The sequence below is a fragment of the Shigella sonnei genome (genome assembly GCF_002950395.1).
Taxonomy (GTDB): Bacteria; Pseudomonadota; Gammaproteobacteria; order Enterobacterales; family Enterobacteriaceae; genus ECMA0423.
The window spans coordinates 4493771-4519174 of record NZ_CP026802.1; the positions used below are offsets into that span (position 1 = coordinate 4493771).

At 52.5% G+C, this 25404-nt stretch carries 16 protein-coding genes, 1 tRNA gene and 5 pseudogenes; 6 read left to right on the forward strand and 16 right to left on the reverse strand.

All coding sequences use genetic code 11. The features are described from left to right. Window positions 1-161 precede the first annotated feature (161 nt). From ygjK to ebgA, 9 genes and pseudogenes are all read right to left on the reverse strand, one after another. Entirely contained in the window at window positions 162-2513 is a 2352-nt protein-coding gene (gene ygjK / locus C1P89_RS23215; RefSeq protein ID WP_000695472.1) for an alpha-glucosidase, read from the reverse strand. 16 nt (window positions 2514-2529) lie between these two features. Beyond that, window positions 2530-3607 (reverse strand): annotated as a pseudogene (gene ygjJ, locus C1P89_RS23220) (protein YgjJ). Between the two features lie 133 nt (window positions 3608-3740). Beyond that, a pseudogene (locus C1P89_RS23225) lies at window positions 3741-4073 on the reverse strand (amino acid permease); the annotation flags it as partial. 9 nt (window positions 4074-4082) lie between these two features. After that, window positions 4083-4780, reverse strand: a protein-coding gene (locus tag C1P89_RS23230) for an IS1-like element IS1A family transposase (RefSeq protein WP_094096600.1) whose coding sequence is annotated in 2 segments (ribosomal slippage) — window positions 4083-4531 and window positions 4531-4780 — 699 coding nt in all. Because the reading frame shifts where the segments join, the coding sequence is not laid out codon by codon here. A gap of 31 nt (window positions 4781-4811) precedes the next feature. After that, window positions 4812-5363: pseudogene (locus C1P89_RS23235) on the reverse strand (amino acid permease); the annotation flags it as partial. A 23-nt stretch (window positions 5364-5386) separates the two neighbouring features. Next, window positions 5387-6418 (reverse strand): IS630-like element IS630 family transposase, encoded by a 1032-nt coding sequence (locus tag C1P89_RS23240; protein ID WP_005136263.1) that lies wholly within the window; start codon window positions 6416-6418, stop codon window positions 5387-5389. A 103-nt stretch (window positions 6419-6521) separates the two neighbouring features. Beyond that, window positions 6522-7106, reverse strand: a pseudogene (locus C1P89_RS23245) (amino acid permease); the annotation flags it as partial. A 62-nt stretch (window positions 7107-7168) separates the two neighbouring features. After that, a complete protein-coding gene (locus C1P89_RS23250; protein WP_001219954.1) occupies window positions 7169-7618 on the reverse strand; it encodes a beta-galactosidase subunit beta in 450 nt (149 codons plus the stop codon). Next, window positions 7615-10707: pseudogene (gene ebgA / locus C1P89_RS23255) on the reverse strand (beta-galactosidase subunit alpha). The gene C1P89_RS23250 and the pseudogene ebgA overlap by 4 nt, the downstream one beginning before the upstream one ends. Window positions 10708-10922: 215 nt before the next feature. Between ebgA and C1P89_RS23260 the strand changes: the two are divergent. Then, on the forward strand, window positions 10923-12269 hold the full coding sequence (locus C1P89_RS23260) for an IS4-like element IS4 family transposase (protein WP_000483769.1): 1347 nt from the start codon (window positions 10923-10925) through the stop codon (window positions 12267-12269). A gap of 59 nt (window positions 12270-12328) precedes the next feature. On the opposite strand, the gene ebgR is transcribed toward C1P89_RS23260, so the two are convergent. Next, complete coding sequence (gene ebgR / locus C1P89_RS23265; RefSeq protein ID WP_000212443.1) at window positions 12329-13312, reverse strand: transcriptional regulator EbgR; 984 nt, start codon at window positions 13310-13312, stop codon at window positions 12329-12331. A gap of 218 nt (window positions 13313-13530) precedes the next feature. Between ebgR and C1P89_RS23270 the strand changes: the two genes are divergently transcribed. Next, the gene (locus C1P89_RS23270) at window positions 13531-13863 is read left to right on the forward strand and encodes a tRNA-binding protein (RefSeq protein ID WP_000450589.1); all 333 of its coding nucleotides are present in this window, start codon (window positions 13531-13533) and stop codon (window positions 13861-13863) included. A gap of 41 nt (window positions 13864-13904) precedes the next feature. Here the strand turns inward: C1P89_RS23270 and ygjG are convergent, their stop codons facing one another. Next, window positions 13905-15284, reverse strand: coding sequence for a putrescine aminotransferase (gene ygjG, locus C1P89_RS23275; RefSeq protein WP_001365008.1), 1380 nt, complete (start codon window positions 15282-15284; stop codon window positions 13905-13907). A gap of 417 nt (window positions 15285-15701) precedes the next feature. Between ygjG and aer the strand changes: the two genes are divergently transcribed. Continuing rightward, on the forward strand, window positions 15702-17222 hold the full coding sequence (gene aer / locus C1P89_RS23280; protein WP_000094682.1) for an aerotaxis sensor receptor Aer: 1521 nt from the start codon (window positions 15702-15704) through the stop codon (window positions 17220-17222). 106 nt (window positions 17223-17328) lie between these two features. Here the strand turns inward: aer and nfeR are convergent, their stop codons facing one another. Continuing rightward, window positions 17329-17952: a DNA-binding transcriptional regulator NfeR gene (gene nfeR, locus C1P89_RS23285; protein WP_000018004.1), complete on the reverse strand. Its 624-nt coding sequence runs from the start codon at window positions 17950-17952 to the stop codon at window positions 17329-17331. Window positions 17953-18239: 287 nt separating this feature from the next. On the opposite strand from nfeR, the gene nfeF reads away from it, so the two are divergent. Further along, window positions 18240-19004 (forward strand): NADPH-dependent ferric chelate reductase NfeF, encoded by a 765-nt coding sequence (nfeF, locus tag C1P89_RS23290; RefSeq protein WP_001065895.1) that lies wholly within the window; start codon window positions 18240-18242, stop codon window positions 19002-19004. Between the two features lie 53 nt (window positions 19005-19057). On the opposite strand, the gene C1P89_RS23295 is transcribed toward nfeF, so the two are convergent. After that, window positions 19058-19133 (reverse strand) — tRNA-Ile (locus C1P89_RS23295). A 124-nt stretch (window positions 19134-19257) separates the two neighbouring features. Here C1P89_RS23295 and mug point away from each other — a divergent pair. Both mug and C1P89_RS23305 read left to right on the forward strand, forming a co-directional pair. Then, window positions 19258-19764 (forward strand): G/U mismatch-specific DNA glycosylase, encoded by a 507-nt coding sequence (mug, locus tag C1P89_RS23300; protein WP_000228937.1) that lies wholly within the window; start codon window positions 19258-19260, stop codon window positions 19762-19764. 86 nt (window positions 19765-19850) lie between these two features. Then, entirely contained in the window at window positions 19851-21197 is a 1347-nt protein-coding gene (locus tag C1P89_RS23305; RefSeq protein ID WP_000483769.1) for an IS4-like element IS4 family transposase, read from the forward strand. A gap of 84 nt (window positions 21198-21281) precedes the next feature. Here the strand turns inward: C1P89_RS23305 and rpoD are convergent, their stop codons facing one another. The 3 genes from rpoD to rpsU all read right to left on the reverse strand — a co-directional run bounded on the left by rpoD (window position 21282) and on the right by rpsU (window position 25389). Next, on the reverse strand, window positions 21282-23123 hold the full coding sequence (rpoD, locus tag C1P89_RS23310) for an RNA polymerase sigma factor RpoD (protein WP_000437371.1): 1842 nt from the start codon (window positions 23121-23123) through the stop codon (window positions 21282-21284). Window positions 23124-23317: 194 nt separating this feature from the next. Continuing rightward, window positions 23318-25063, reverse strand: coding sequence for a DNA primase (dnaG, locus tag C1P89_RS23315; RefSeq protein ID WP_000918827.1), 1746 nt, complete (start codon window positions 25061-25063; stop codon window positions 23318-23320). Between the two features lie 110 nt (window positions 25064-25173). Then, complete coding sequence (rpsU, locus tag C1P89_RS23320) at window positions 25174-25389, reverse strand: 30S ribosomal protein S21 (protein WP_001144069.1); 216 nt, start codon at window positions 25387-25389, stop codon at window positions 25174-25176. Window positions 25390-25404 lie beyond the last annotated feature (15 nt).

The window sequence follows — 25404 nt, forward strand, 5'->3', positions numbered from 1 at the left end:
GAGAAAAGGGAAAAGGGGAGTGCGGGGTTTGTGATGGGATTCAAAAAGAATACGCCCGGTGGTAACGCCGGATGCAACGCTTGCCGCGTTTTATCCGGCCTGGGGGATTGCACATGTAGGGCGGATAAGGCGTTCACGCCGCATCCGCCAGCCGTTGCAAATTACTGCTTACGGAAAAAATCGTTATACAACATATACAAATGAGCGGCACTCCAGGAGAAATTTGGTGCGCCTTGCTGTGCGCCAGTCAGCGGGTTGTAATTCTCCTGAATTGGGCCATCGGCGGTTAATCCTTTGGCGTGCCGGAAGAACGTATCCGCCAGCTTCAGGGCATCATCACGATAACCGTAACGCTCCATCCCTTTCAGACCAAACCAGAACTGATCCACCCATACGCGCCCACGCCAGTAGATATCAGCGCCAAAAGCCGGATTGGTTAACGCCGCCGTTCCCAGCGGGACAAAGGTGTTGAACTCTTTAGGATCGAGCATCACCTTCACCACCGCGTCGGCGTTGGCCTGCGTTGCCGCACCGTTAAACAGCGGCGACCAGCCTTCCGGCCCTTTACCGCGCTCAACAATCGGTTTGCCCGCGCAGCCGTTCGCCAGTGGTTTATCTTCAATACGTACGTCATAGTAGAACTGGGTAGTCGGGTCGAACATACAGGTGTTGATGTAGTCCGCGAGCTGCTGTGCCAACTGGCGATAGCGTTTGGCCTCTTCTGGCTTACCGAGGATGGTTGCCATCTCCGCCAGATAATGGTTATCGCTGTACATATAGCTGGCCTGATCCACCGACTCCTGCAATAGCGAGTAGCCCAGCAACGTTCCGTCCTGACTGCGGTTTTCGGCGAATTTCACCGTCCAGTCGCTACGTTTGCCGCCATTAGCGACATATTTATCCAGCTGTTCTTTGTCGATAAACCCAAAGACGGCGGCATCATCACGCCCCGATTCCCACGATGCAGCAACCTGTGCCGGAATTTCCAGACTGTCGTACAGGCCTTTCTCCACCACGCGGGCGTAGTTGTTCAGCCCAGACTGCGTCTCTTCTTTATCGCCTTTTTTCACCGTAAACAGCATCTCGCCGCTCTCAGTGTTGTGGGCTTTGTCGCGGGTCGCGCCATATTCCGGCACGCCGTTGCCGTTGTGATCGCGGTTACGTAACCACCAGTCGTGATAGGCCACCAGTTTCGGGTACATCTCTGCCAACCAGGCTTTATCCTGGGTGACGTTGTACACTTCCATCACCGACCAGGCGGCAAGGCTGGGTTTGGTATTACGTTCGTTCCAGTTGCCGCCATCGCCACCACGCTCGGGGCTAAGGTTCCACGCTATCAGGTCGGGGACAAAGCCCACATCCTGCGGACGCACGCTATCGCCAGGCTGGATCTGCCAGGAGAAGACCGCGCGGATATTCTCTTTGGCGATGTCCGGATTGAAATGCGCCATCGCAAACGCCTGCTTCCAGGTATCCCACGGCCAGGTCTGATTGCCGGAGAACCAGCGCCCGGTCACCGACGGTGTAACGGTGTTAAATTTCACCGCACCGCCCGGTGAGAGCCAGTTACCGTTGAGCGTTTCGATCGCTTTCACCGCGACGCGCGTCTGTTCCGGCGTCGCATCCGGATTGGTTAACCCTTTCTTCAGGTATTCTTCCCAGCGTTGCTGCGAGGCGGTGAGATAAAACGCCGGACGCGCCAGAATATCGCGGATCTGCATTTGCTCTTTGCTAACTTCCTGAGCGGTCAGCAGATGGGAATAGGTGGTGTAGAGCGTGGTCGAACCGTTGATATGCGCCTTACTGGTAAAGCGATTACCGTTGATTTCAGTCTGCACCGGCAGGGATTTATGCACCTGATATTCCGATTCGCCGGAGGTCAGCAGATCCCAGGTGGCGCGCACTTTGCCAAAGGTGACTTTCAGGCCATCACGGGTGGCGCTGATTTTGCGCTGATAGTCAGGGTATTCGCCAGCAATGGTTTTATCGGAAAGCGGTTTCCCTTCTTTCGCTTCCAGTTTTTCCAGCAGTTCGCCGTCCCACACCAGATCCAGCGGTTTATTGCTGGTGATTTTGGTTTCCAGTAGTGACGTGCGCGGCGTGGCGAAGCGCAGAGTCATTTCGACTTGCACATCTTTTGCTGTCAGTTTTTGCACCAGCGCACCGGGAATACTGTATGCCTCCAGCGTAAAGTCGACTTTCTTGCCGTCCTGCCAGACGGTCAGGCGGTCGAAATTGCTGGCCATAAAGTTGATGTACTCTTCCGTCAGCAGCGCAACGCCCGGAAAGCCGCCCATGGTGTTAGGGCCGTCTGGCAACAGATGACCATGCCAGGCTCCGAGATCGAAAAACGGATTAAAACGCTGGTGATCGTCGTAATCGTAATCCTTCATGTACTGCGGCGCGCCAGTACGGTTAATCACGTTTTTATAATTGTCGGCGTTAGCGGCATGGGCGGAAAAACTTATCAGCAGAGCGCAGGTTACTGGCGTTAAAATAGTTTTTATTTTCATGAAATTACAGTCCTTATTACCAGTAGAAATATTGCATCAGGAAGATTTGGTCGCTGGGATCGTGAGAGGCATTTTTCATGTAGAAGCGGCTATCAAAAGCCGTGGCGAAACGTCCGCCGCCGTATTCGTACCAGATACCAAACTGCATGAAAGAGGTGGTTTCATCGTCAGCGTGGTCAGGGCGATGTTTGGCGTAGGTGTAAGCGGTGGAGAGATAAACGCCCTTTAACGCTTCATACATGGCGCTCACCATCATCCCACTTTCACTTCCCGGTACGTCCAGCCCGTCGGCGCGTCCGGTATGGTGCCAGGCGCGAGCGGCAAAGTTAGGAGTTAGCAGGCCCGTGAGATAGAGCTGTCCTGTGCCGTCGGTGATTTCCAGACCGTTCATCCAGGTGATGCCTTCGGCAAGGTCATACTGGATGTAACCGTTCATCATTGCCGGATAGGTGTATTTGTCGTCATAGCGATCGTATTTGCCAAAATGTAGCCAGGCTTTGCTTTCATCATGATGTCCGGCAGGAGTCGCGGTGACGCTATAACGAAAGTTGCCGCTTAAGTTCTGTACCTTCAGCGCAGTCATAATGTCGCGGGTATTGGGAATGACGTAGCCCAGATCGGGGGTGAAATCGCCCCACCATTGCAGGTCATCCAGCGAGGAATCCTGACGCAGACTGAGCATGATTTCGGTGCCATCATTGGTACGATAACCGCCATAGAAACGGTTAATTCCGCCCTCGAAACCACCCCAGCTATGGTCTGGCACCCAGGCATTGCCGTCGTGGTCGGCCTGCACGGTCCAGCCTTCGCCGTAAATCAGGCCGAACCAGGAGCCGTACTTCATCTCCAGGCCACCTTCAATATAGGTACCGTCGCTGTATTTATGTTTATTCTCACCCTCTAAATCCATATATCCACCACCCCCTAATCCCTAATTCGCCGTAAAAACGAAATGAAGGAGAAGATGTCGAGGTAATTGCGGGTGTTTTTGTGTCGTCATGTTCTGCCGGACGTGCTTCTTCTCCTGCCGCAGAAAAGGCGTAGCAAAACGGCAGAGCAAGTAATGCTCTGCATGGTGCAGTGATTAATTTCATTGTGTTAATCCATGAGCTAAAGAAAAAGTACAGCCTTTTATCGTTGTAATTATAAAAATATAAAGGCAGAAACTATTTTCCCTCTCCTCATCCAGGAAGAGGGAAAATGCCTGCTCATTTTTTATTATTCTGCTTAATCAACATTGCTGGCTGGCGTCGCTTCAATATGGCGCTCTTCAGCCGTTAATCCCTTTATATATTTACTGTATTTCCACCACGCAAAGCCAAGGAAGATAACAATACCGCCGACGTTATAAAAAATGATGGTCAGAATATTCGCGCCAGTCGGGAATGTCGAAGCGACAAACCCTACGGCAAATATCGCAATCAGCATTGAAACAACGATAATACCGGTGCGGCGGGAGCCCATACGGAAATCGCGTGGCAGGTGATCTAATTTGGCGCGTAAATTCAGGTAAGCCAGCATGATGAATAACGGCGGAAGCATGGACGCTGCGGCGGTAATGACTCCAACTTATTGATAGTGTTTTATGTTCAGATAATGCCCGATGACTTTGTCATGCAGCTCCACCGATTTTGAGAACGACAGCGACTTCCGTCCCAGCCGTGCCAGGTGCTGCCTCAGATTCAGGTTATGCCGCTCAATTCGCTGCGTATATCGCTTGCTGATTACGTGCAGCTTTCCCTTCAGGCGGGATTCATACAGCGGCCAGCCATCCGTCATCCATATCACCACGTCAAAGGGTGACAGCAGGCTCATAAGACGCCCCAGCGTCGCCATAGTGCGTTCACCGAATACGTGCGCAACAACCGTCTTCCGGAGACTGTCATACGCGTAAAACAGCCAGCGCTGGCGCGATTTAGCCCCGACATAGCCCCACTGTTCGTCCATTTCCGCGCAGACGATGACGTCACTGCCCGGCTGTATGCGCGAGGTTACCGACTGCGGCCTGAGTTTTTTAAGTGACGTAAAATCGTGTTGAGGCCAACGCCCATAATGCGTGCAGTTGCCCGGCATCCAACGCCATTCATGGCCATATCAATGATTTTCTGGTGCGTACCGGGTTGAGAAGCGGTGTAAGTGAACTGCAGTTGCCATGTTTTACGGCAGTGAGAGCAGAGATAGCGCTGATGTCCGGCAGTGCTTTTGCCGTTACGCACCACCCCGTCAGTAGCTGAACAGGAGGGACAGCTGATAGAAACAGAAGCCACTGGAGCACCTCAAAAACACCATCATACACTAAATCAGTAAGTTGGCAGCATCACCCGCTGCGGCGGTCATATTAATAATAGTATTCATCAGATCCTGCACGGTATTGGAACCGAGCATCGGGATAATCATCAGCGGGATGACGATCAGGAACTGGATCCACGCTGCGCGCGCCGGAACGCCGTTTTCGTTCAGTTCGACGGTTTTCTTACCAAAGATGCCTTCCGGGATTTCGGAGAAGAAAATTTTCACCGGCGTTGCGGTCCACATCAGCAGGGAACCGAACATCGCGGTAAAGGACACCAGACCGACAAAGCGATTCATCAACGCTTCCGGTAGACCAAAATACGCCGCCATGCCGTGGAATACCTGCACCGATCCGCCGGTAAATTTCAACTCTTTGCTGCTGACGAAGACGTTAATCAGCACCGAGGAGACGGAATACAGTACGCCGATAAAAATTCCGGCGAGGATGATCACTTTAACGAACGATTTCGAACCGCCTTTGACGTCGTTAACGTACACAGCGACGGACTCCGCGCCACCTGCGGCCATAAAGATCCAGGTGGTAACGCCGAGGAACGCCTAAATAGCTGCGCTTAATACCGCTACACTTTTGCCAGCCCATGTTTGCCTCCGGGGAATGGGCTGACGGTTTCCATAAAATGGCGAACTTTTTTCAACAGTTGCCACATTGAGCTGCACTGATGATTACGCGTTATTGTGTCGTGAAGTGCCTGCCATAGCCGTTCAACATGATTCACCCATGGCGAGTAAACCGGCTGATAAATGACCCTGAACTTCGGGTTCTCCTTCAGCCAGCTCTGTGTTTCCCGGCTTTTGTGGATAATGTAGTTGTCCACGATCAGCGTGATGGTTTTCGCCCGACGGTATGTCGCTTTAAGCCGCTTCAGCAGGCTGATGAACAGCGCCGAACTTTTGCTGTTGCCGCCCACACAGCTGACTTTACCTGTCCCGCTGTGCAGCGCTCCGGCCAGATAATATTTTTCATTCTGTCCCGGCGTGACCACCCGTTTTTGCTGTCCGCGCAGTTGCCAGTCCGCACCGATTTTGGGATTAAGATGGATATCCACTTCATCTTCATAAAAGACCGGATGCTCTGCGCTGCATTCGTCCAGTGCTTTATGGATTGCTGCCATCTTTTCATCTTTATGCGGGTCACGGATACGCAGAGTTGGCGCAGCCCTTCGCCACACAATCCCCGCAGACGGCAACCAGCGGCGAACGGTTCCGGCATTTAACTGGCAACCGGTTATCTCATTGATTTTTATTGCCAGCAGTTCTGTACTCCAGCGTGAACGCTGGTAGCCAAAGTCGCCGGGAGAATGTTTTACCAGCTCACGTAACAGTGTGCAGATATGCTCAAACGGCCAGCGACGGGCACGCCCGGCAGGTAATGATTTCAGTCCCTCAACACCCGACTGCGTGAACCAGTTAATCCAGCGTCCAACAGAGGAACGGGCGCAGCAGAGCGTTCTGGCAACGTCGCTGACACGGTCGCCCCGGTGCAGCATCAGCATGGCAGTCAGTCTGCGGGCATAATTTTTATCGTGTGTTTTATGGATGGCTTTCTGCATCAGGCGTCGTTCGTCACGGGAAATTGGTGCTATGATCGGCATTGCTCAGTCCGGTTGGTGATTTGTTTTGATTTGGCGATTGATCAGATCGCACAATCCGGGCTAAGTTCCCTCAAAGTGATCTACTATTCCGCGCAGCTATTTAGTTGAAGTTCGGGATCATCGCGTCAACGGTGATGGCGTCAGCAGGCTGTACGCCGCCAACCAGCGCCGTACCTGCCAGTAAAATGTAGGAGAGCGTTAACAGCAGCATCAGCGTTGAAGTGACGGAGGTAATTGGCCCCAACATTTTCGCCCCGTTGGTGGAAACCCAGGTGGAGAAGGCGAACAGCACCATACTGATAATGGTGGTGGCAACCGGCGTCATAATATATTCGTATCCGAGGAAGGCATACGAAGCATAAGCAATAACGCGCGGCAACAGTGAGGTGAAAAAGAACAGGTTTACGAACCAGTAGGTATAGGCAGTAATAAATGCCCAACGTCCGCCCAGCGAACTTTTTACCCATGCGTAGACACCGGCTTCTGAGTTTTTATTTAACGAAACAAATTCTGCGATGATCAGACAGAAGGGAATAAAATAAAAAATCGTCGCGAGGAAAAACATCGGTGCCGAGGCCAGTCCAAGATCAATATTATTATTGATAACGTTGTTAAAGCTGTAAACGGCGGCAAAAGTCAGCGAGAGCAAGCCGAATTTGCCGATTGTATTACGTTTGGTATCAGACATAACACATCTCCGAAAATGAGTAGGGTAGCGGTGGCGGCAAACTCCTTTTGCCGCCGTAGTTGTTATTTGTTATGGAAATAACCATCTTCGATGGTGACTTTGAGAACCACTTTTTTGACCGCGTTATTGCAGATAAACCGATACGCTTCATGGATATCGCAAATAACGATTTGCCCTTCGTGGACCTCAACGGTTTCTCCGCAGCCTTTTAAATATTCACGGTCAGTTTCATCACGATAATATTCCACTACCTGTAATGTCTCTTTCGGCGCATATTCAATTTTTTGCTGCCCTTGCAGGTAGTAATGCACTTCAAAATAGCGTCGATGCCCGGTAAATAGCGCATCGGTCGCGGAGTCTGTCTCCACGCGGTAAGTCAATGAGTCACCGATGGAGTGGGCGACGCCAGGCTGAATGTTGTCGATATTTTCAATCGCTTCAACGCAGCGTTGCCACTTCTTGCCAGAGGCGTAAATCTGGCGGAACTGTTCTAAGTTATCGATGATCCTCATTGCTTATTCTCGCTGTGCAAATTCGTGGAAAAGAACCCTGCGCCGAACTCATACGACGCCAGGCTTTGCGCGGTAGCTTCTCCGCCAGAAACCGGCAGCAACGTAAAGCCGTAGCTGAAGTCACGGAACCAGACGCGCCAGGAGTCCAGCACCTCGCTGCCCCAGGAGTTGGAGCCGAGGCCAAGCAGCTGGTGATCGAGGTTCAGGGTGATGTCATCACTGCGCTGCAGCTCGTTACAGTGCTGGGCAGCGTGGATGTTTTCCTAGGTATAGTGCCAGGCGCTGAAGTTAATTGGGCGCTGCGGAACCACCAGCAGACCGTTACCGTGGCGGTTAGTCAGTGCCGTCCAGCGGACATGCTGACGGTTACCGTTGTTCTGCGGGAAGGGATAGTTCTCGAACATGGCATCGACGGTGCTGCGCCAGATATCGATGATGTTAGCCTGCTGGCTGTCGGCGTAGTTTTCGCCCGGTCCACGACCGTAATACGCCACCTGATCGTATTCGCCGTTAATTCCCATGGTGAAACCGATGCACGGAATGATGTGCGGATAGTCGCCGTAACGCTCGCCGGAAAGCGCCACGTTAACCTGGCCATCGGCAGCGATGCGCCAGATGTAGGTGCAGCGCATTCCGAAATCAAACACCGGCGGGGCAATAACCGTGCGGCTGATGATCAACACTTCACCCTCGCTCTGTTCTACGGCAAAGTCGCGCAGATGTTCCTGCATGATCTGCAAATGATTCGGCTGCCACAACCCTTCGTACTCCTGCTTGTGGTTGTCGATCATCGGCTTGAAGAAGTTGATCTTTGGCTCGCGGGTCAGCAGCGACTCGCCATTTACCTGCCAGGATGTCGGTTTGCCACTCATTTTTGAGAAGGTGATCGCGAAGTTGTAGCCGCGAACGGTGCAGCTCAAACGATCGTCTTCCAGCGTCAGCGGACGCGCATTATTTGGTGCGAAAGGCACTGGCTGCGCGGTGTTTTCCTTCAGCGGGAACTGATAAGTGGCGATAGAATGCCCGGCTTCGCTGTAGCGGGTGCGGGAATCTTTGGTCACCGTAATGTTGAGGAACGCTTCGCGGGCGTCCAGCTGCGGCAGCGTGATCTGCAAGGGGGCTTCGCTGTTCGGCGCAACGTCGCGCAGTTTAATCTGCTGCGTCGCGAGCGTTTCACCTTCGGCGCGCACCTCTGCGTGCAGGGTGTAGTCATCAAGCGTGGTAAACCACAGTTTATTTTCGACTTTCAACTCGCCGCGAGTCAGATCCCGCGCGTGGATTTTTACCGGCGCGATAACCTGTTTGTACTCTTTCAGGCCCGGTCCCGGCGTCTGATCGGAATAGATCAAACCATCAAGACAGAAGTTATAGTTGTTGGGATAGTCGCCGTAGTCGCCGCCGAATTTATACCAGACATTGCCGTGGTCGTCCTGTGCCTGGATCCCGTGGTCGCACCACTCCCAGACATAATGACCCTGAATGCAATCGTGCTTATAGAAGACGTTCTGGTACTCCGTCAGCCCGCCCGGTCCGTTCCCCATCGCATGAGCATATTCACAGATGATGCGCGGCTTCGGATGCGGGTATTCACCAAACTCATTCATCAGCGGCACGCGGGTGTACATGGTGGAAATAATATCGACCACTTCAGCATCGCGATCTTCTTCGTAATGCACCAGTCGCGTGTCATCCAGCGCCTTCGCTGCGTGGTACATCGCGCGGATGTTACAGCCATAGCCGGATTCATTGCCCAGCGACCAGATGATGATCGACGGATGGTTTTTCTGCGCGTGAATATGGCGAACAATGCGCTCGACGTAGACTTTTTCCCACTGCGGATCGTCGGTAATACGGCTGATATCGCCGACATTAGCAAAGCCGTGCGATTCGACGTCGGTTTCCGCCATCACAAACAGGCCGTAGATATCACACAGTTCGTAAAAACGCGGATCGTTCGGGTAGTGAGCGGTACGCACGGAGTTGATGTTGTGCTGCTTCATCAACTGGAGATCTTTCTCGACGCGATCCATTCCAACGGCGCGGCCTTTGCGATGATCGTTGTCGTGACGGTTGACGCCGTGCAGCATCACATAACGGTTATTGATCCAGAACAGACCGTCGCGCACTTTGATATCACGGAAGCCAACGCGTTGTGGTACCACTTCCAGAACGTTGCCGTTGGCGTCTTTCAGCGTCATGACCAGATGGTAAAGATAAGGGGATTCTGCTGACCATTGCTGCGGCTGTTCGACAGTAAAAGCAAAGCTGGCGCTGGTCAGTTTTTCAATTGCCAAATGATCAATGGCGCTGCTGTGCACCACGCGTTCGCCATCAAACAGGGTATATTCCAGCGTCGTGACGACAGGGGAGGCGGCGAGATTTTCCAGCACCACTTCGCAGGAAAGCGTGGCATCGCAATAGGCTTCGTCAAAGTCGGTACGCACGGTGAAATCGTTAATATGTGTTAGTTGTTTTCCGATCAGATAAACATCGCGGAAGATCCCCGCTGACCACCACATATCCTGGTCTTCCACGTAGGTAGAGTCCGCCCATTGCATCACGCGCACACACAACAGGTTGTCGCCGGTTTTAACCATCGCGCTGATGTCAAACTCTGCGGTCAGGCGACTGCCCTTGCTGAAACCCACATACTGACCGTTAACGTAGACTTCAAAATAGGTTTCGACGCCGTCAAATTTAATCAGCGTCTGTTTACCCTGCCAGCCGTCGCTGAGGGTGAAAATACGTTGATAGGCACCGGTTGGGTTATCGCTGGGAACAAACGGCACATCGATGGGGAACGGAAAACCTTCGTCGGTATATTGCAGTTTGCCGTGACCTTCCATTTGCCACATGGCGGGGACGGTAATATGCCCCCAGTCAGCCATTAACTCAGAGGTGAAGGCTTCAGGCACTTGCAGCGGGTGGTCAAAAAAGTGGAAATTCCACTGACCGCTTAAGGGCAGAAACAGGCTGCTGGTTTCGCGGGCAAAGGTACGCGCTTGCGCAACAGAATCATATGAAAAAAAGTACGCACGTGGCGCAAGTCGGTTTTCGTGGGTGAGCTGAATGTTTTCCCAGCGATTCATAGGGCCTCCCGGTAGAGAGAAATCGGAACCATTCATGGTGATGGTAGTTTGTGTAATTGCTGGGGAGTTTAGTAAAATTTTTACTAAAAAGTGGCAGGTAAATGCATTTACTTTAACTGGATCACGAAAATAAACGGCAGCACTGTCCGTAATGCCGATCAGTTAAGGATCAGTTGACCGATCCAGTGGCTGTGTAAGAATCCGGAAACGCTCACTTGTTTCCGGATTTTTTTATGCACATTGGACAGGCTCTTGATCTGGTATCCCGTTACGATTCTCTGCGTAACCCACTGACTTCTCTGGGGGATTACCTCGACCCCGAACTCATCTCTCGTTGCCTTGCCGAATCAGGTACTGTAACGCTACGCAAGCGCCGTCTTCCCCTCGAAATGATGGTCTGGTGTATTGTTGGCATGGCGCTTGAGCGTAAAGAACCTCTTCACCAGATTGTGAATCGCCTGGACATCATGCTGCCGGGCAATCGCCCCTTCGTTGCCCCCAGTGCCGTTATTCAGGCCCGCCAGCGCCTGGGAAGTGAGGCTGTCCGCCGCGTGTTCACGAAAACAGCGCAGCTCTGGCATAACGCCACGCCGCATCCGCACTGGTGCGGCCTGACCCTGCTGGCCATCGATGGTGTGTTCTGGCGCACACCGGATACACCAGAGAACGATGCAGCCTTCCCCCGCCAGACACATGCCGGGAACCCGGCGCTCTACCCGCAGGTCAAAATGGTCTGCCAGATGGAACTGACCAGCCATCTGCTGACGGCTGCAGCCTTCGGCACGATGAAGAACAGCGAAAATGAGCTTGCTGAGCAACTTATAGAACAAACCGGCGATAACACTCTGACGTTAATGGATAAAGGTTATTACTCACTGGGACTGTTAAATGCCTGGAGCCTGGCGGGAGAACACCGCCACTGGATGATACCTCTCAGAAAGGGAGCGCAATATGAAGAGCTCAGAAAACTGGGTAAAGGCGATCATCTGGTGAAGCTGAAAACCAGCCCGCAGGCACGAAAAAAGTGGCCGGGACTGGGAAATGAAGTGACAGCCCGCCTGCTGACCGTGACGCGCAAAGGAAAAGTCTGCCATCTGCTGACGTCGATGACGGACGCCATGCGCTTCCCCGGAGGAGAAATGGCGGATCTGTACAGTCATCGCTGGGAAATCGAACTGGGATACAGGGAGATAAAACAGACGATGCAACTGAGCAGGCTGACGCTGAGAAGTAAAAAGCCGGAGCTTGTGGAGCAAGAGCTGTGGGGTGTCTTACTGGCTTATAATCTGGTGAGATATCAGATGATTAAAATGGCGGAACATCTGAAAGGTTACTGGCCGAATCAACTGAGTTTCTCAGAATCATGCGGAATGGTGATGAGAATGCTGATGACATTGCAGGGCGCTTCACCGGGACGTATACCGGAGCTGATGCGCGATCTTGCAAGTATGGGACAACTTGTGAAATTACCGACGAGAAGGGAAAGGGCCTTCCCGAGAGTGGTAAAGGAGAGGCCCTGGAAATACCCCACAGCCCCGAAAAAGAGCCAGTCAGTTGCTTAACTGACTGGCATTACAGCACTGTCCGGCAAAAATGATTGCCGGACAGTGTGTAAGGGGATTTAACGGGTCGTGCCGCGCAGTTTTAATTTGCTGGGAACGAAGACTAGCAGCGGCAGCGCGCGACCATCGCGGGCTTTTTCATACACCAGGTTAACGCCCTGACTTCCCATCATCTCGGAATGGATGCGCACGGTGGAGAGCGGCGGAAAGGTAAATCGCGCGGTGGGGATATCGTTAACGCTGAAAAGCGAAATATCCTGTGGGATGTTCAGGCCACGTTCATGAATTGCCCGCAGTACGCCGATAGCAATGGAATCGGAAGCAACAAACAGTGCCTTCGGATAGTCTTCCCGCGCCAGCATTTGTTTTGCCAGTTCATAACCCGACGAACTGGAAAAACCGCCGCGCCAGATATCCTCTTCGCGTACCACTTGTTTCAGTCGGCCATATTCCGCAAAGGCGACCTCACGAATATCCGCCTTGCCAGGCTCATCTTCACCGCCAATAAAACCAATACGATTAACGCCCTGGTTGATATAGAAGTCGATGATTTCTTTACTGATGCGTGCCAGATCGATATCCACCGCATCGTAACCGCTGCCGGGTTCGTGAAAGTCGATAAAACAGATATTGTCGGTCAACGCGCTGGCAGCGGCGCGCAGGGCGGGCGTGGGTTTGCCGACAATTAAAATACCGGTGACGTTTTTAATGTCTGGTAATCCGTTGTGTTCATAACAGTTGGTCAGTTCGATCGCCAGCTTTTCGCACTGAGTTTCAATGCCGTGGCGGATCGCCAGATAGTAAGGATCGTTGATCTCCAGCTCCTGCTGGTAGCTGTAGATAGCCAGAATATGGTGTTGGTTGACTGCGCCTGTCTGTAGTTTACGGGCGCTACTGGTCTTGTACTCCAGCTTTTCGGCGATCTCGAGAATGCGATGTTTCGTCTCTTCTTTCACATTCAATGTCGGATCGTCATTTAAGACCCTGGATACTGTCGCCAGGGATACGCCAGCTTCGATTGCGATGTCTTTTAATGTTGCCATGTTTACCTTTTTTACTTTCCCTGATGTGCGCCCCCATTGTAGAGGAAGTGCTTATCGGGTCACCTGTTTTCAGTAAATAAAGCGCGTTTCTTTGACGCTGTAACGGTAACACAGCGGCTTACGAATGTGATCACGCCTGCATTCTCCATTTTTAGCCTACAGGATTGAGAAAAAATTTTGCTATAGTTTAGTAAAATTTTACTTGAAGGGAGGAAGCAATGGAAACCGTGGCTTACGCTGATTTTGCACGTCTGGAAATGCGCGTCGGAAAGATTGTGGAAGTGAAACGCCATGAAAACGCCGACAAGCTGTACATCGTACAGGTTGATGTGGGGGAAAAAACACTGCAAACCGTGACCAGCCTGGTGCCGTACTACAGCGAAGAGGAGCTGATGGGAAAAACGGTGGTGGTCTTATGCAATCTGCAAAAAGCGAAAATGCGTGGTGAAACGTCGGAATGCATGCTGTTGTGTGCGGAAACCGATGACGGCAGTGAAAGCGTGCTGTTAACGCCGGAGCGGATGATGCCTGCGGGCGTACGCGTCGTATAAAAAGATCGGATGGCGACGTCGTATCGCCATCCGATTTGATATTACGCTTCTTCGACACTTACTCGCATGGCCGCCAGCGCCTTACGCGCCGCTTTGATCACCAGTTCACACTGTTCAATGGTCAGTGTCAGTGGCGGTTCAATGCGGATCGTTTTGGCGTTATTGAGCGTTCCGGCCACCAGTACGCGCTGGCGGAACATCTCGCTGGCAAAGTTATAGCCGATTTCGTTATCAACAAACTCAATCGCCATCAACATCCCTTTACCACGCGCTTCCTGTACCAGATCGGGATATTCCCGCGCCAGTTGACGGAAACCGTCCAGCAACATATCGCCTTTTTGATCAGCCTGAGCCGGTAAGTTCTGCTCCAGCAACACATTGATGGTCGCCAGCGCCGCCGCACAGGCCAGCGGGTTGCCGCCAAAGGTGGTGGTATGCAGGAATGGGTTGTCGAACAGAACTGAAAACACCTCTTCAGTGGCGATGGTCGCGCCAATCGGCATCACGCCGCCGCCGAGCGCTTTGGCAAGGCAGAGGATATCCGGCTGTACGTTCTCATGCTCGCAGGCGAACATCTTGCCCGTGCGCCCCATGCCCGTTTGTACTTCATCGAGGATCATCAGTGCGCCGAACTCATCGCATAGCTTACGTACGGCGGTGAGATAGCCCGGCGGCGGCAGAATTACGCCACCTTCACCCTGAATCGGTTCGAGGATCACCGCAGCCACATCATCACCGGTTTTTTTGCACTCGTTAAGAGCCGTGCGCATGGCTTCGATATTGCCAAACGGCACATGACGGAAGCCCGGCAGTAACGGCATAAACGGTTTGCGGAAGGTCGATTTCGCCGTGGCCGACAGCGCGCCAAGTGATTTACCGTGGAACGCGCCGCTGGTGGCAATAAAAGTAAACTTGCCGCGCGGTGACTGGTAAGCTTTCGCCAGCTTCAGCGCTGCTTCAACGGACTCGGTGCCGCTATTACAGAAGAAGCTGTATTTCAGTTTACCGGGCGTTAGCGCAGCAAGGGTTTTCGCCAACATCGCCCGTAACGGATCGAGCAGCTCCTGGCTGTGCAGCGGTTGTTTCGCAAGTTGATTCTGTACGGCGGAAACCACAACTGGATTACGGTGCCCCACGTTGAAAATTCCAAAACCTCCCAGGCAGTCGATAAACTCCTGTCCCTGGGTGTCGACAAGCGTATTTAAACTTCCCGCTTGCCACTCTACGGCTCCGTAATCCCCGCCGGCGGTAACAGATTTGCGATACTCTAAAAACCCCGGATTGACATGCTCTTTGAAGTATTCAATCACCTCTCGGTTAAGTGCTTTCATCTCCTCATGATCCAGCGTTCGCTTCTCAATGAGATTCAGGGCGTGGGCGCTGCACGCTAAAGCCGATGCGCTCGAAGGTAACCTGTTCAAAATATGCTCCGGAGGCTCGCGTATCACATGATACCGATTTAAGTATTGCAGGGATTGCGCCACTCCGGCTGCGATCGCGAAAATCGGGATAAACACAAATTCGGTTATCATTTGTGCAATATTTAATGCTATCTGTTAACATTTGTTGTTATTTTGCACGGTTTTTGTCGGGTATGGATTTGATGATTGCTGCGCAAATGCACGTTTTCAGGGCAATAATTGCCTGATTTTTGGGCAAGATAATTAACGTTTTCGTATAGTAACAGAGTGAAAGTATTTTAAATCAAAGAATTAGATTTGTGCTTTAATCGCAAATTGCGATCTAAATCAAATTAATCGGTTAAAGATAACCGCAGCGGGGCCGACATAAACTCTGACAAGAAGTTAACAACCATATAACCTGCACAGGACGCGAACATGTCTTCTCATCCGTATGTCACCCAGCAAAATACCCCGCTGGCGGACGATACCACTCTGATGTCCACTACCGATCTGCAAAGCTATATCACTCATGCTAATGACACTTTTGTGCAGGTGAGCGGCTTTACCTTGCAAGAGTTACAAGGGCAGCCGCACAACATGGTGCGTCACCCGGATATGCCAAAAGCGGCGTTTGCGGATATGTGGTTCACCCTGAAAAAAGGGGAGCCCTGGAGCGGCATCGTGAAAAATCGCCGCAAAAATGGCGACCATTATTGGGTGCGGGCCAATGCGGTACCGATGGTGCGCGAGGGAAAAATCAGTGGCTATATGTCGATTCGTACCCGGGCGACGGATGAAGAGATTGCGGCGGTGGAGCCGCTGTACAAAGCGCTGAACGCCGGACGTACCAGTAAGCGTATTCATAAAGGCCTGGTGGTGCGTAAAGGCTGGCTGGGTAAACTGCCTTCATTACCGCTTCGCTGGCGGGCGCGTGGAGTGATGACCCTGATGTTTATCTTGCTGGCGGCCATGCTTTGGTTTGTTGCTGCCCCGGTGGTGACGTATTTCCTCTGTGTGTTAGTGGTATTGTTGGCAAGCGCTTGTTTTGAATGGCAGATTGTGCGCCCGATAGAAAATGTCGCCCGTCAGGCACTGAAGGTGGCGACCGGAGAGCGTAATAGTGTTGAGCACCTGAATCGCAGCGATGAGCTGGGGCTGACATTACGCGCGGTAGGGCAGCTTGGCCTGATGTGCCGTTGGCTAATTAACGATGTCTCAAGCCAGGTGTCCAGTGTCAGAAATGGCAGTGAGACGCTGGCGAAAGGCACCGATGAACTGAACGAACATACCCAGCAGACAGTTGATAACGTTCAGCAAACGGTGGCGACCATGAACCAAATGGCGGCGTCGGTGAAACAGAACTCTGCCACGGCGTCGGCTGCCGATAAACTTTCTATCACCGCCAGTAATGCGGCAGTGCAGGGTGGGGAGGCGATGACCACGGTGATCAAGACAATGGACGATATCGCCGACAGTACCCAGCGCATTGGCACCATTACTTCGCTGATTAACGATATTGCGTTTCAGACCAATATTCTGGCCCTGAATGCGGCGGTGGAAGCGGCGCGTGCCGGCGAACAGGGCAAAGGTTTTGCAGTGGTGGCAGGGGAAGTGCGTCATTTAGCCAGCCGCAGCGCTAATGCTGCCAACGATATTCGCAAGCTGATTGATGCCAGTGCTGATAAGGTGCAATCCGGTTCGCAGCAGGTACACGCCGCCGGACGGACGATGGAAGATATTGTGGCACAGGTGAAAAACGTCACCCAGTTGATCGCCCAGATTAGCCATTCAACGCTGGAACAGGCCGATGGGCTTTCCAGCCTGACCCGTGCAGTGGATGAGCTTAACCTGATCACCCAGAAAAATGCTGAGCTGGTGGAAGAGAGTGCGCAGGTGTCGGCGATGGTGAAACACCGCGCCAGCCGACTGGAAGACGCGGTGACGGTGCTGCATTAATCGGTATGCCGGATCCGGCGGTTGGAGCACAATGCCTGATGCGATGCTGGCGCATCTTATCAGGCCTGCGGGGTGTGTAGGGTACGCCGCATCCGGCAATCGGTGATTAATCCAGTTGGGTAATATCAAAAGCGGCGTGGTCGATCACCGCAATGATCTTTTTTATTTGTGCATCAGTGATATCGCTCTGGTTGACGCGTAAATCCAGCACCGCTTTAAAATTATCCAGCGCCCGCTTCATTTGCGGGTTCTGGCGCAGCGCAGCACCAACGCAACGCGCTTTGATGCGTTCTTCAATCATCTCCACCTGTTCGCGGTTTTCTTCCAGCCACTGCGCGCCTTGTTCGGTCAGCGCAATCTGCTTCTTACCACCTTCCTCTTCGCGGATGGTAATCAGCGACTGCTCCTGCAGAAAATCCAGCGTTGGGTAGATGACGCCCGGGCTTGGGGTGTAATTCCCCTGGGTTAGATTCTCAATCGCTTTAATCAATTCGTAACCGTGGCTGTCATCGCGCGAGAGAATATCCAGAATCACCAGACGCAATTCACCGTGACCAAAGAAACGTTGCCGACGACCGCCGCCGCGACCGTGGCGACCACCGCAGCATTGACCGTGTTCATGCTGGTGACCGTGTCCGCAGTGCTCGTGTTCTGACTTCTCACCTTTGCAGCAGCCCTCATGGCGTGGCTGGCCTTCATGTTTACAACACCCTTCGTGATGATGGCTCATATCAGCCTCCTTTTGCTTGATTAGATATATCTAATTTATATCTGATATGAGCACTCTTGCAAGAATAAAAATGATTTTTAAATGTGGACTCATCTCACACGTAGGCCGGATAAGGCGTTCACGCCGCATCCGGCGTTGAGTAATGATGCCTGAGAAGAGGCGGTTCGTCTTATCAGACTATAGACATATCAGTTCTACAAATCGCTTGCATTTATCATGATTAACAATCATTATCATTTACGAAAATTATTTAGATATATCTGATTACCATCACGAAGGCGATAACAATGAATAACTCCCCCCGCTACCCGCAGCGCGTTCGCAATGATCTGCGCTTCCGTGAACTGACTGTGTTACGCGTTGAGCGCATCAGCGCCGGTTTTCAGCGCATTGTCCTCGGCGGCGAGGCGCTGGACGGTTTTACATCGCGCGGCTTTGACGATCACAGCAAACTCTTCTTTCCTCAACCTGACGCTCACTTTGTGCCGCCAACGGTAACGGAAGAGGGCATCGTCTGGCCGGAAGGACCACGCCCACCGTCGCGTGACTATACGCCGCTGTATGACGAACTACGCCATGAACTGGCGATCGATTTCTTTATTCACGACGGTGGGGTCGCCAGCGGCTGGGCGATGCAGGCGCAACCGGGCGATAAACTTACGGTTGCAGGTCCGCGCGGTTCGCTGGTGGTGCCGGAAGATTACGCGTATCAGCTGTATGTCTGCGATGAATCCGGAATGCCCGCACTGCGCCGCCGCTTGGAAACGTTGAGCAAACTTGCCGTTAAACCGCAAGTTAGTGCGCTGGTTAGCGTGCGGGATAACGCCTGTCAGGATTATCTCGCGCACCTTGATGGTTTTAATATCGAATGGCTGGCACATGATGAGCAGGCGGTAGATGCGCGTCTGGCGCAGATGCAAATCCCTGCCGATGATTACTTCATCTGGATAACCGGCGAAGGTAAAGTCGTTAAGAATTTAAGCCGCCGCTTTGAAGCGGAACAGTATGACCCACAGCGGGTACGTGCAGCGGCTTACTGGCACGCAAAGTAACTGATATATAAAAAGAAAAAGGCTGACGATTTCTCGTCAGCCTTTGCTATATCTGGTGGCCCCTGCTGGACTTGAACCAGCGACCAAGCGATTATGAGTCGCCTGCTCTAACCACTGAGCTAAGGGGCCATGGTAGCGGATTATAAAGTAACTCCGTGTCGCAATCCAGCCATTACCGTGCGCCTGCTGTTTTTATAAACAATGTATTTTCAATCCGTTATACTTTTCCTGGTGATGTTAGAAAGGAGTAAATATGGTTGAGGATATTTTGGCTCCAGGGTTACGGGTCGTGTTTTGCGGTATCAACCCTGGGCTTTCATCCGCCGGGACTGGTTTTCCCTTTGCTCATCCAGCAAATCGCTTCTGGAAGGTGATATATCAGGCCGGGTTTACCGACCGTCAGTTGAAGCCGCAGGAGGCACAGCATCTGCTGGATTATCGTTGTGGCGTCACCAAACTGGTAGACCGTCCAACGGTGCAAGCCAATGAAGTTTCAAAGCAGGAGCTGCACGCAGGTGGGCGTAAGCTGATTGAAAAAATTGAAGATTATCAGCCGCAGGCGTTGGCGATTCTGGGCAAACAAGCATATGAACAGGGATTCAGCCAGCGCGGTGCACAGTGGGGGAAACAAACGCTCACCATTGGTTCGACGCAGATTTGGGTGCTGCCAAATCCCAGCGGTTTAAGTCGCGTTTCACTAGAGAAACTGGTTGAAGCGTATCGCGAGCTGGACCAGGCGCTGGTAGTGCGTGGGCGATAAAAAACGCCACCGAAAAGGTGTAATGCCGATCAGTTAAGGATCAGTTGACCGATCCAGTGGCTGTGTAAGAATCCGGAAACGCTCACTTGTTTCCGGATTTTTTTATGCACATTGGACAGGCTCTTGATCTGGTATCCCGTTACGATTCTCTGCGTAACCCACTGACTTCTCTGGGGGATTACCTCGACCCCGAACTCATCTCTCGTTGCCTTGCCGAATCAGGTACTGTAACGCTACGCAAGCGCCGTCTTCCCCTCGAAATGATGGTCTGGTGTATTGTTGGCATGGCGCTTGAGCGTAAAGAACCTCTTCACCAGATTGTGAATCGCCTGGACATCATGCTGCCGGGCAATCGCCCCTTCGTTGCCCCCAGTGCCGTTATTCAGGCCCGCCAGCGCCTGGGAAGTGAGGCTGTCCGCCGCGTGTTCACGAAAACAGCGCAGCTCTGGCATAACGCCACGCCGCATCCGCACTGGTGCGGCCTGACCCTGCTGGCCATCGATGGTGTGTTCTGGCGCACACCGGATACACCAGAGAACGATGCAGCCTTCCCCCGCCAGACACATGCCGGGAACCCGGCGCTCTACCCGCAGGTCAAAATGGTCTGCCAGATGGAACTGACCAGCCATCTGCTGACGGCTGCAGCCTTCGGCACGATGAAGAACAGCGAAAATGAGCTTGCTGAGCAACTTATAGAACAAACCGGCGATAACACTCTGACGTTAATGGATAAAGGTTATTACTCACTGGGACTGTTAAATGCCTGGAGCCTGGCGGGAGAACACCGCCACTGGATGATACCTCTCAGAAAGGGAGCGCAATATGAAGAGCTCAGAAAACTGGGTAAAGGCGATCATCTGGTGAAGCTGAAAACCAGCCCGCAGGCACGAAAAAAGTGGCCGGGACTGGGAAATGAAGTGACAGCCCGCCTGCTGACCGTGACGCGCAAAGGAAAAGTCTGCCATCTGCTGACGTCGATGACGGACGCCATGCGCTTCCCCGGAGGAGAAATGGCGGATCTGTACAGTCATCGCTGGGAAATCGAACTGGGATACAGGGAGATAAAACAGACGATGCAACTGAGCAGGCTGACGCTGAGAAGTAAAAAGCCGGAGCTTGTGGAGCAAGAGCTGTGGGGTGTCTTACTGGCTTATAATCTGGTGAGATATCAGATGATTAAAATGGCGGAACATCTGAAAGGTTACTGGCCGAATCAACTGAGTTTCTCAGAATCATGCGGAATGGTGATGAGAATGCTGATGACATTGCAGGGCGCTTCACCGGGACGTATACCGGAGCTGATGCGCGATCTTGCAAGTATGGGACAACTTGTGAAATTACCGACGAGAAGGGAAAGGGCCTTCCCGAGAGTGGTAAAGGAGAGGCCCTGGAAATACCCCACAGCCCCGAAAAAGAGCCAGTCAGTTGCTTAACTGACTGGCATTACACCGAAAAGGTGGCGTTTGTGCAGAGGGACTAGTGCCGGGTGCGGCGTAACGCCTGATCCGGCCTACCGATTAATCGTCCAGGAAGCTACGCAACACTTCAGAACGGCTCGGGTGACGCAGTTTGCGCAGCGCCTTCGCTTCGATCTGACGGATACGTTCGCGGGTAACGTCGAACTGTTTACCCACTTCTTCCAGCGTGTGGTCGGTGTTCATATCGATACCGAAACGCATACGCAGAACTTTCGCTTCACGCGCGGTCAGGCCAGCCAGCACGTCGTGCGTTGCCGCACGCAGGCTTTCGGTGGTCGCAGAATCCAGCGGCAGCTCAAGGGTGGTATCCTCGATGAAATCCCCCAGATGCGAATCTTCATCATCACCGATCGGCGTTTCCATGGAGATTGGCTCTTTGGCGATCTTCAGCACTTTGCGGATCTTGTCTTCCGGCATCAGCATACGTTCAGCCAGTTCTTCCGGCGTCGGTTCACGGCCCATCTCTTGCAGCATCTGGCGAGAAATACGGTTGAGTTTGTTGATAGTCTCAATCATATGCACCGGAATACGGATGGTGCGCGCCTGATCCGCGATAGAACGGGTGATCGCCTGACGGATCCACCAGGTTGCGTAGGTGGAGAACTTGTAACCACGGCGGTATTCGAATTTATCAACCGCTTTCATCAGACCGATGTTGCCTTCCTGAATCAGGTCAAGGAACTGCAAGCCACGGTTGGTGTATTTCTTGGCGATAGAAATAACCAGACGTAAGTTCGCTTCAACCATCTCTTTCTTCGCACGGCGGGCTTTCGCTTCACCGATGGACATACGACGGTTGATATCTTTAACCTGCTCGATGGTCAGGCCGGTTTCTTCTTCAATCTGCTGCAGTTTCTGCAGGGCGCGATGCACTTCTTCAGAGACATCGTGCAGTTTTTCCGACCACGGCTTGTTCATCGCAATTGCCGCGTTGAACCAGGTATCGCTGGTTTCGTTGCCGGTAAACAGGGTAATGAAGTTTTTCTTCGGCATTTTGCACTGCTCAACGCAGAGCTTCATGATCAGACGTTCTTGCGTACGAACGCGGTCCATCATGACGCGCATGCTGTTGACCAGGTAGTCAAACTGCTTCGGCACCAGGCGGAACTGTTTGAATACTTCAGACAGTTTCAGGATCTCTTCCTGAGCGGCAGCGTGACTGCGACCTTTCGCTTTGATGGTGTCACGCGTTACAACGTACTGAGCGCGTAGTTCCGCAAATTTTTCGCGAGCCAGTTCCGGGTCGATGCTGTTGTCATCATCGGCGCTGTCGTCATCGCCATCTTCTTCGTCTTCATCTTCGTCATCGTCCAGATCTTCCTGGGAAAGCTCAGAACCGACGTGAGTGGCGGTAGGTGCCAGATCTTCTTCTGCGTTCGGGTCAACAAAGCCGGTGATCAGATCGGACAGACGCGCTTCTTCTGCTTCAACACGATCGTACTGTTCCAGCAGATAGGTGATCGCTTCCGGATATTCAGCAACGGAGCATTGAACCTGGTTGATCCCGTCTTCAATACGCTTAGCGATGTCAATTTCGCCTTCGCGGGTCAACAGTTCAACGGTGCCCATTTCACGCATGTACATGCGTACCGGGTCAGTCGTGCGCCCGATTTCAGATTCCACGCTGGAAAGCACCTGCGCGGCGGCTTCGGCAGCATCTTCGTCCGCGGTGTTTTCAGCCAGCATCAGATCATCGGCATCCGGTGCTTCTTCCATCACCTGAATGCCCATGTCGTTGATCATTTGGATGATGTCTTCGATCTGATCTGAATCGACGATATCTTCCGGCAGATGGTCATTGACCTCGGCATAGGTCAGATAGCCTTGCTCCTTACCACGGGTGACAAGAAGTTTCAGCTGTGACTGCGGGTTTTGCTCCATAAGACGGTATCCACACTTATTTCATGAGGTTGGTGTTGGGCGATTGACCCGATGTCCTTCAGCCGTTAACGCTGAAATCCAACGGTTGTTTACCGCCAACGATAATTACGAGGGCGTACTTATATATTTGCCGCTGCCTCTCAGTGCGGCTGTCGGGGGCTTCCCGATCGCTCTTCGGCACTTAAGCCGTTAAATCACTTTTTCGCCAGCTCCTGGTTTAATGTCCAGAGCTCCAGGCGTTCTTCGTTGCTTAAACCATGCGTGCGCTCACGAGCGATTAACTCTTCCTGGCGCAGTTCAAGCAGCGAATCAAACATATGGTTGAGTGAGTCGGTGAAGGTTTGCTCAGCAATATTCTTATCTGCTATATCGTCCCACATCGACAGTTTTTCAAGGGTGGCAGCATTATTTGTACCACGATAGTGCTCTAAAAGTTGCCCGGTGGTCAGACCTGGCTGGGAGAGACAAGTGTTGACCAGTTCTCTGAATAAGCCAAGTCCAGGGAGCTTATTTTCATCCAGATTCTCAAGCGGCGGGACCAACGTCGCTAATTCTGGATTTTGCACCAGCAACCCTATAAGTATACGCATGGTCGTGCGTTTTAGCTGCGGAACAGGGCGAGAAACGCCGCTCTCTGCCGCTTTTGGCATTAATCGTTCAAGCTGGCTGTCATCAAGTATGCCTAATTTGTTGCCTAATTCCTGACGAAGATATATTCGCAGCGTTTCGCCCGGCACTTGCGATATCAATGGCAGTGCCAGCGTACTCAAACGTGCGCGCCCGTCAGGGGTACTCAGATCAACTTGCGGCATCAGGCTGTTAAACAGAAATGCGGAAAGCGGCATCGCCTGCTCCATCCGCGCTTCAAACGCTTCTTTACCTTCTTTTCGTACCAGCGTGTCAGGGTCTTCGCCATCCGGCAAAAACATAAAGCGTAGCTGACGGCCGTCTGTCATGTAAGGCAGCGCCGTTTCCAGCGCTCGCCATGCGGCATCGCGGCCTGCACGGTCGCCGTCATAACAGCAAATGACATTGTTGGTCGCGCGGAACAACAGTTGTATGTGATCGGCGGTGGTTGACGTACCTAACGACGCAACGGCGTAATTAATGCCGTATTGCGCCAGCGCCACCACGTCCATATAGCCTTCGACCACAAGCAGACGATTGGGTTCAGCGTTATCCTGCTGCGCTTCATAAAGACCGTAAAGCTGGCGGCCTTTATGGAAAATGTCTGTTTCCGGCGAGTTCAGGTATTTGGGGGTATCGTTGCCCAGCACGCGCCCGCCAAAACCAATCACCCGACCGCGTTTATCGCGAATGGGGAACATCACCCGCTCGCGGAAACGATCGTAACTGCGTCCCTGATCGTTAGTGACCAACATCCCCGCATCAATCAATGACTGGCGATTTTCTGGATTGCCGCCAAACCGCTTCAGGACGTTGTCCCAGCCGGGGGGCGCAAAACCAATCGCAAAGCGAGCGATAACCTCGTGGCTTAATCCGCGTTTTTCCAGATACTGGCGCGCAGACGTGGCAACAGGTTGTTGTAAAGATTGTTGGTAAAACGTATTCAGACCGTCCATCAACTGATAAAGCGTTTGCCTCTGATGGCGCTCGATCTGGCTGGGGCCGCTGCCTGCTTCAAATGGCACTTCAAGATTGTGCATTGCTGCCAGCTCTTCGACCGTTTCAACGAACTCGAGCTTGTCGTAGTTCATCAGGAAGTCGATCGCGTTGCCGTGCGCGCCACATCCAAAGCAGTGGTAAAACTGTTTCTCACCGTTAACGGTGAATGACGGGGTTTTCTCGTTGTGGAATGGACAACACGCGTGGAAATTCTTGCCCTGCTTTTTCAGCTTCACACGGGCATCGATCAGATCGACGATGTCAGTGCGTGCCAGCAGATCATTAATGAATACGCGTGGGATTCGTCCAGCCATAGGCCCCGATTTTTAGCAATTCATAAACGAAAATAAGCCGCGCATTCCTTTCGGAAGCACGGCCTTACAACTACAACTCGGTCTGATCGGAGAGCAACGCTCTCGGGGAATTAGTACAGACGAGTGCGGCGTGCGTTTTCGCGAGCCAGTTTCTTCGCGTGACGTTTCACTGCAGAAGCTTTAGCGCGCTTACGTTCGGTAGTCGGTTTTTCATAGAACTCACGACGACGAACTTCCGCCAGAACACCTGCTTTTTCGCAGGAACGCTTGAAGCGACGCAGAGCTACGTCGAACGGCTCGTTTTCACGTACTTTAATTACCGGCATGTGCCTCTCACCTTT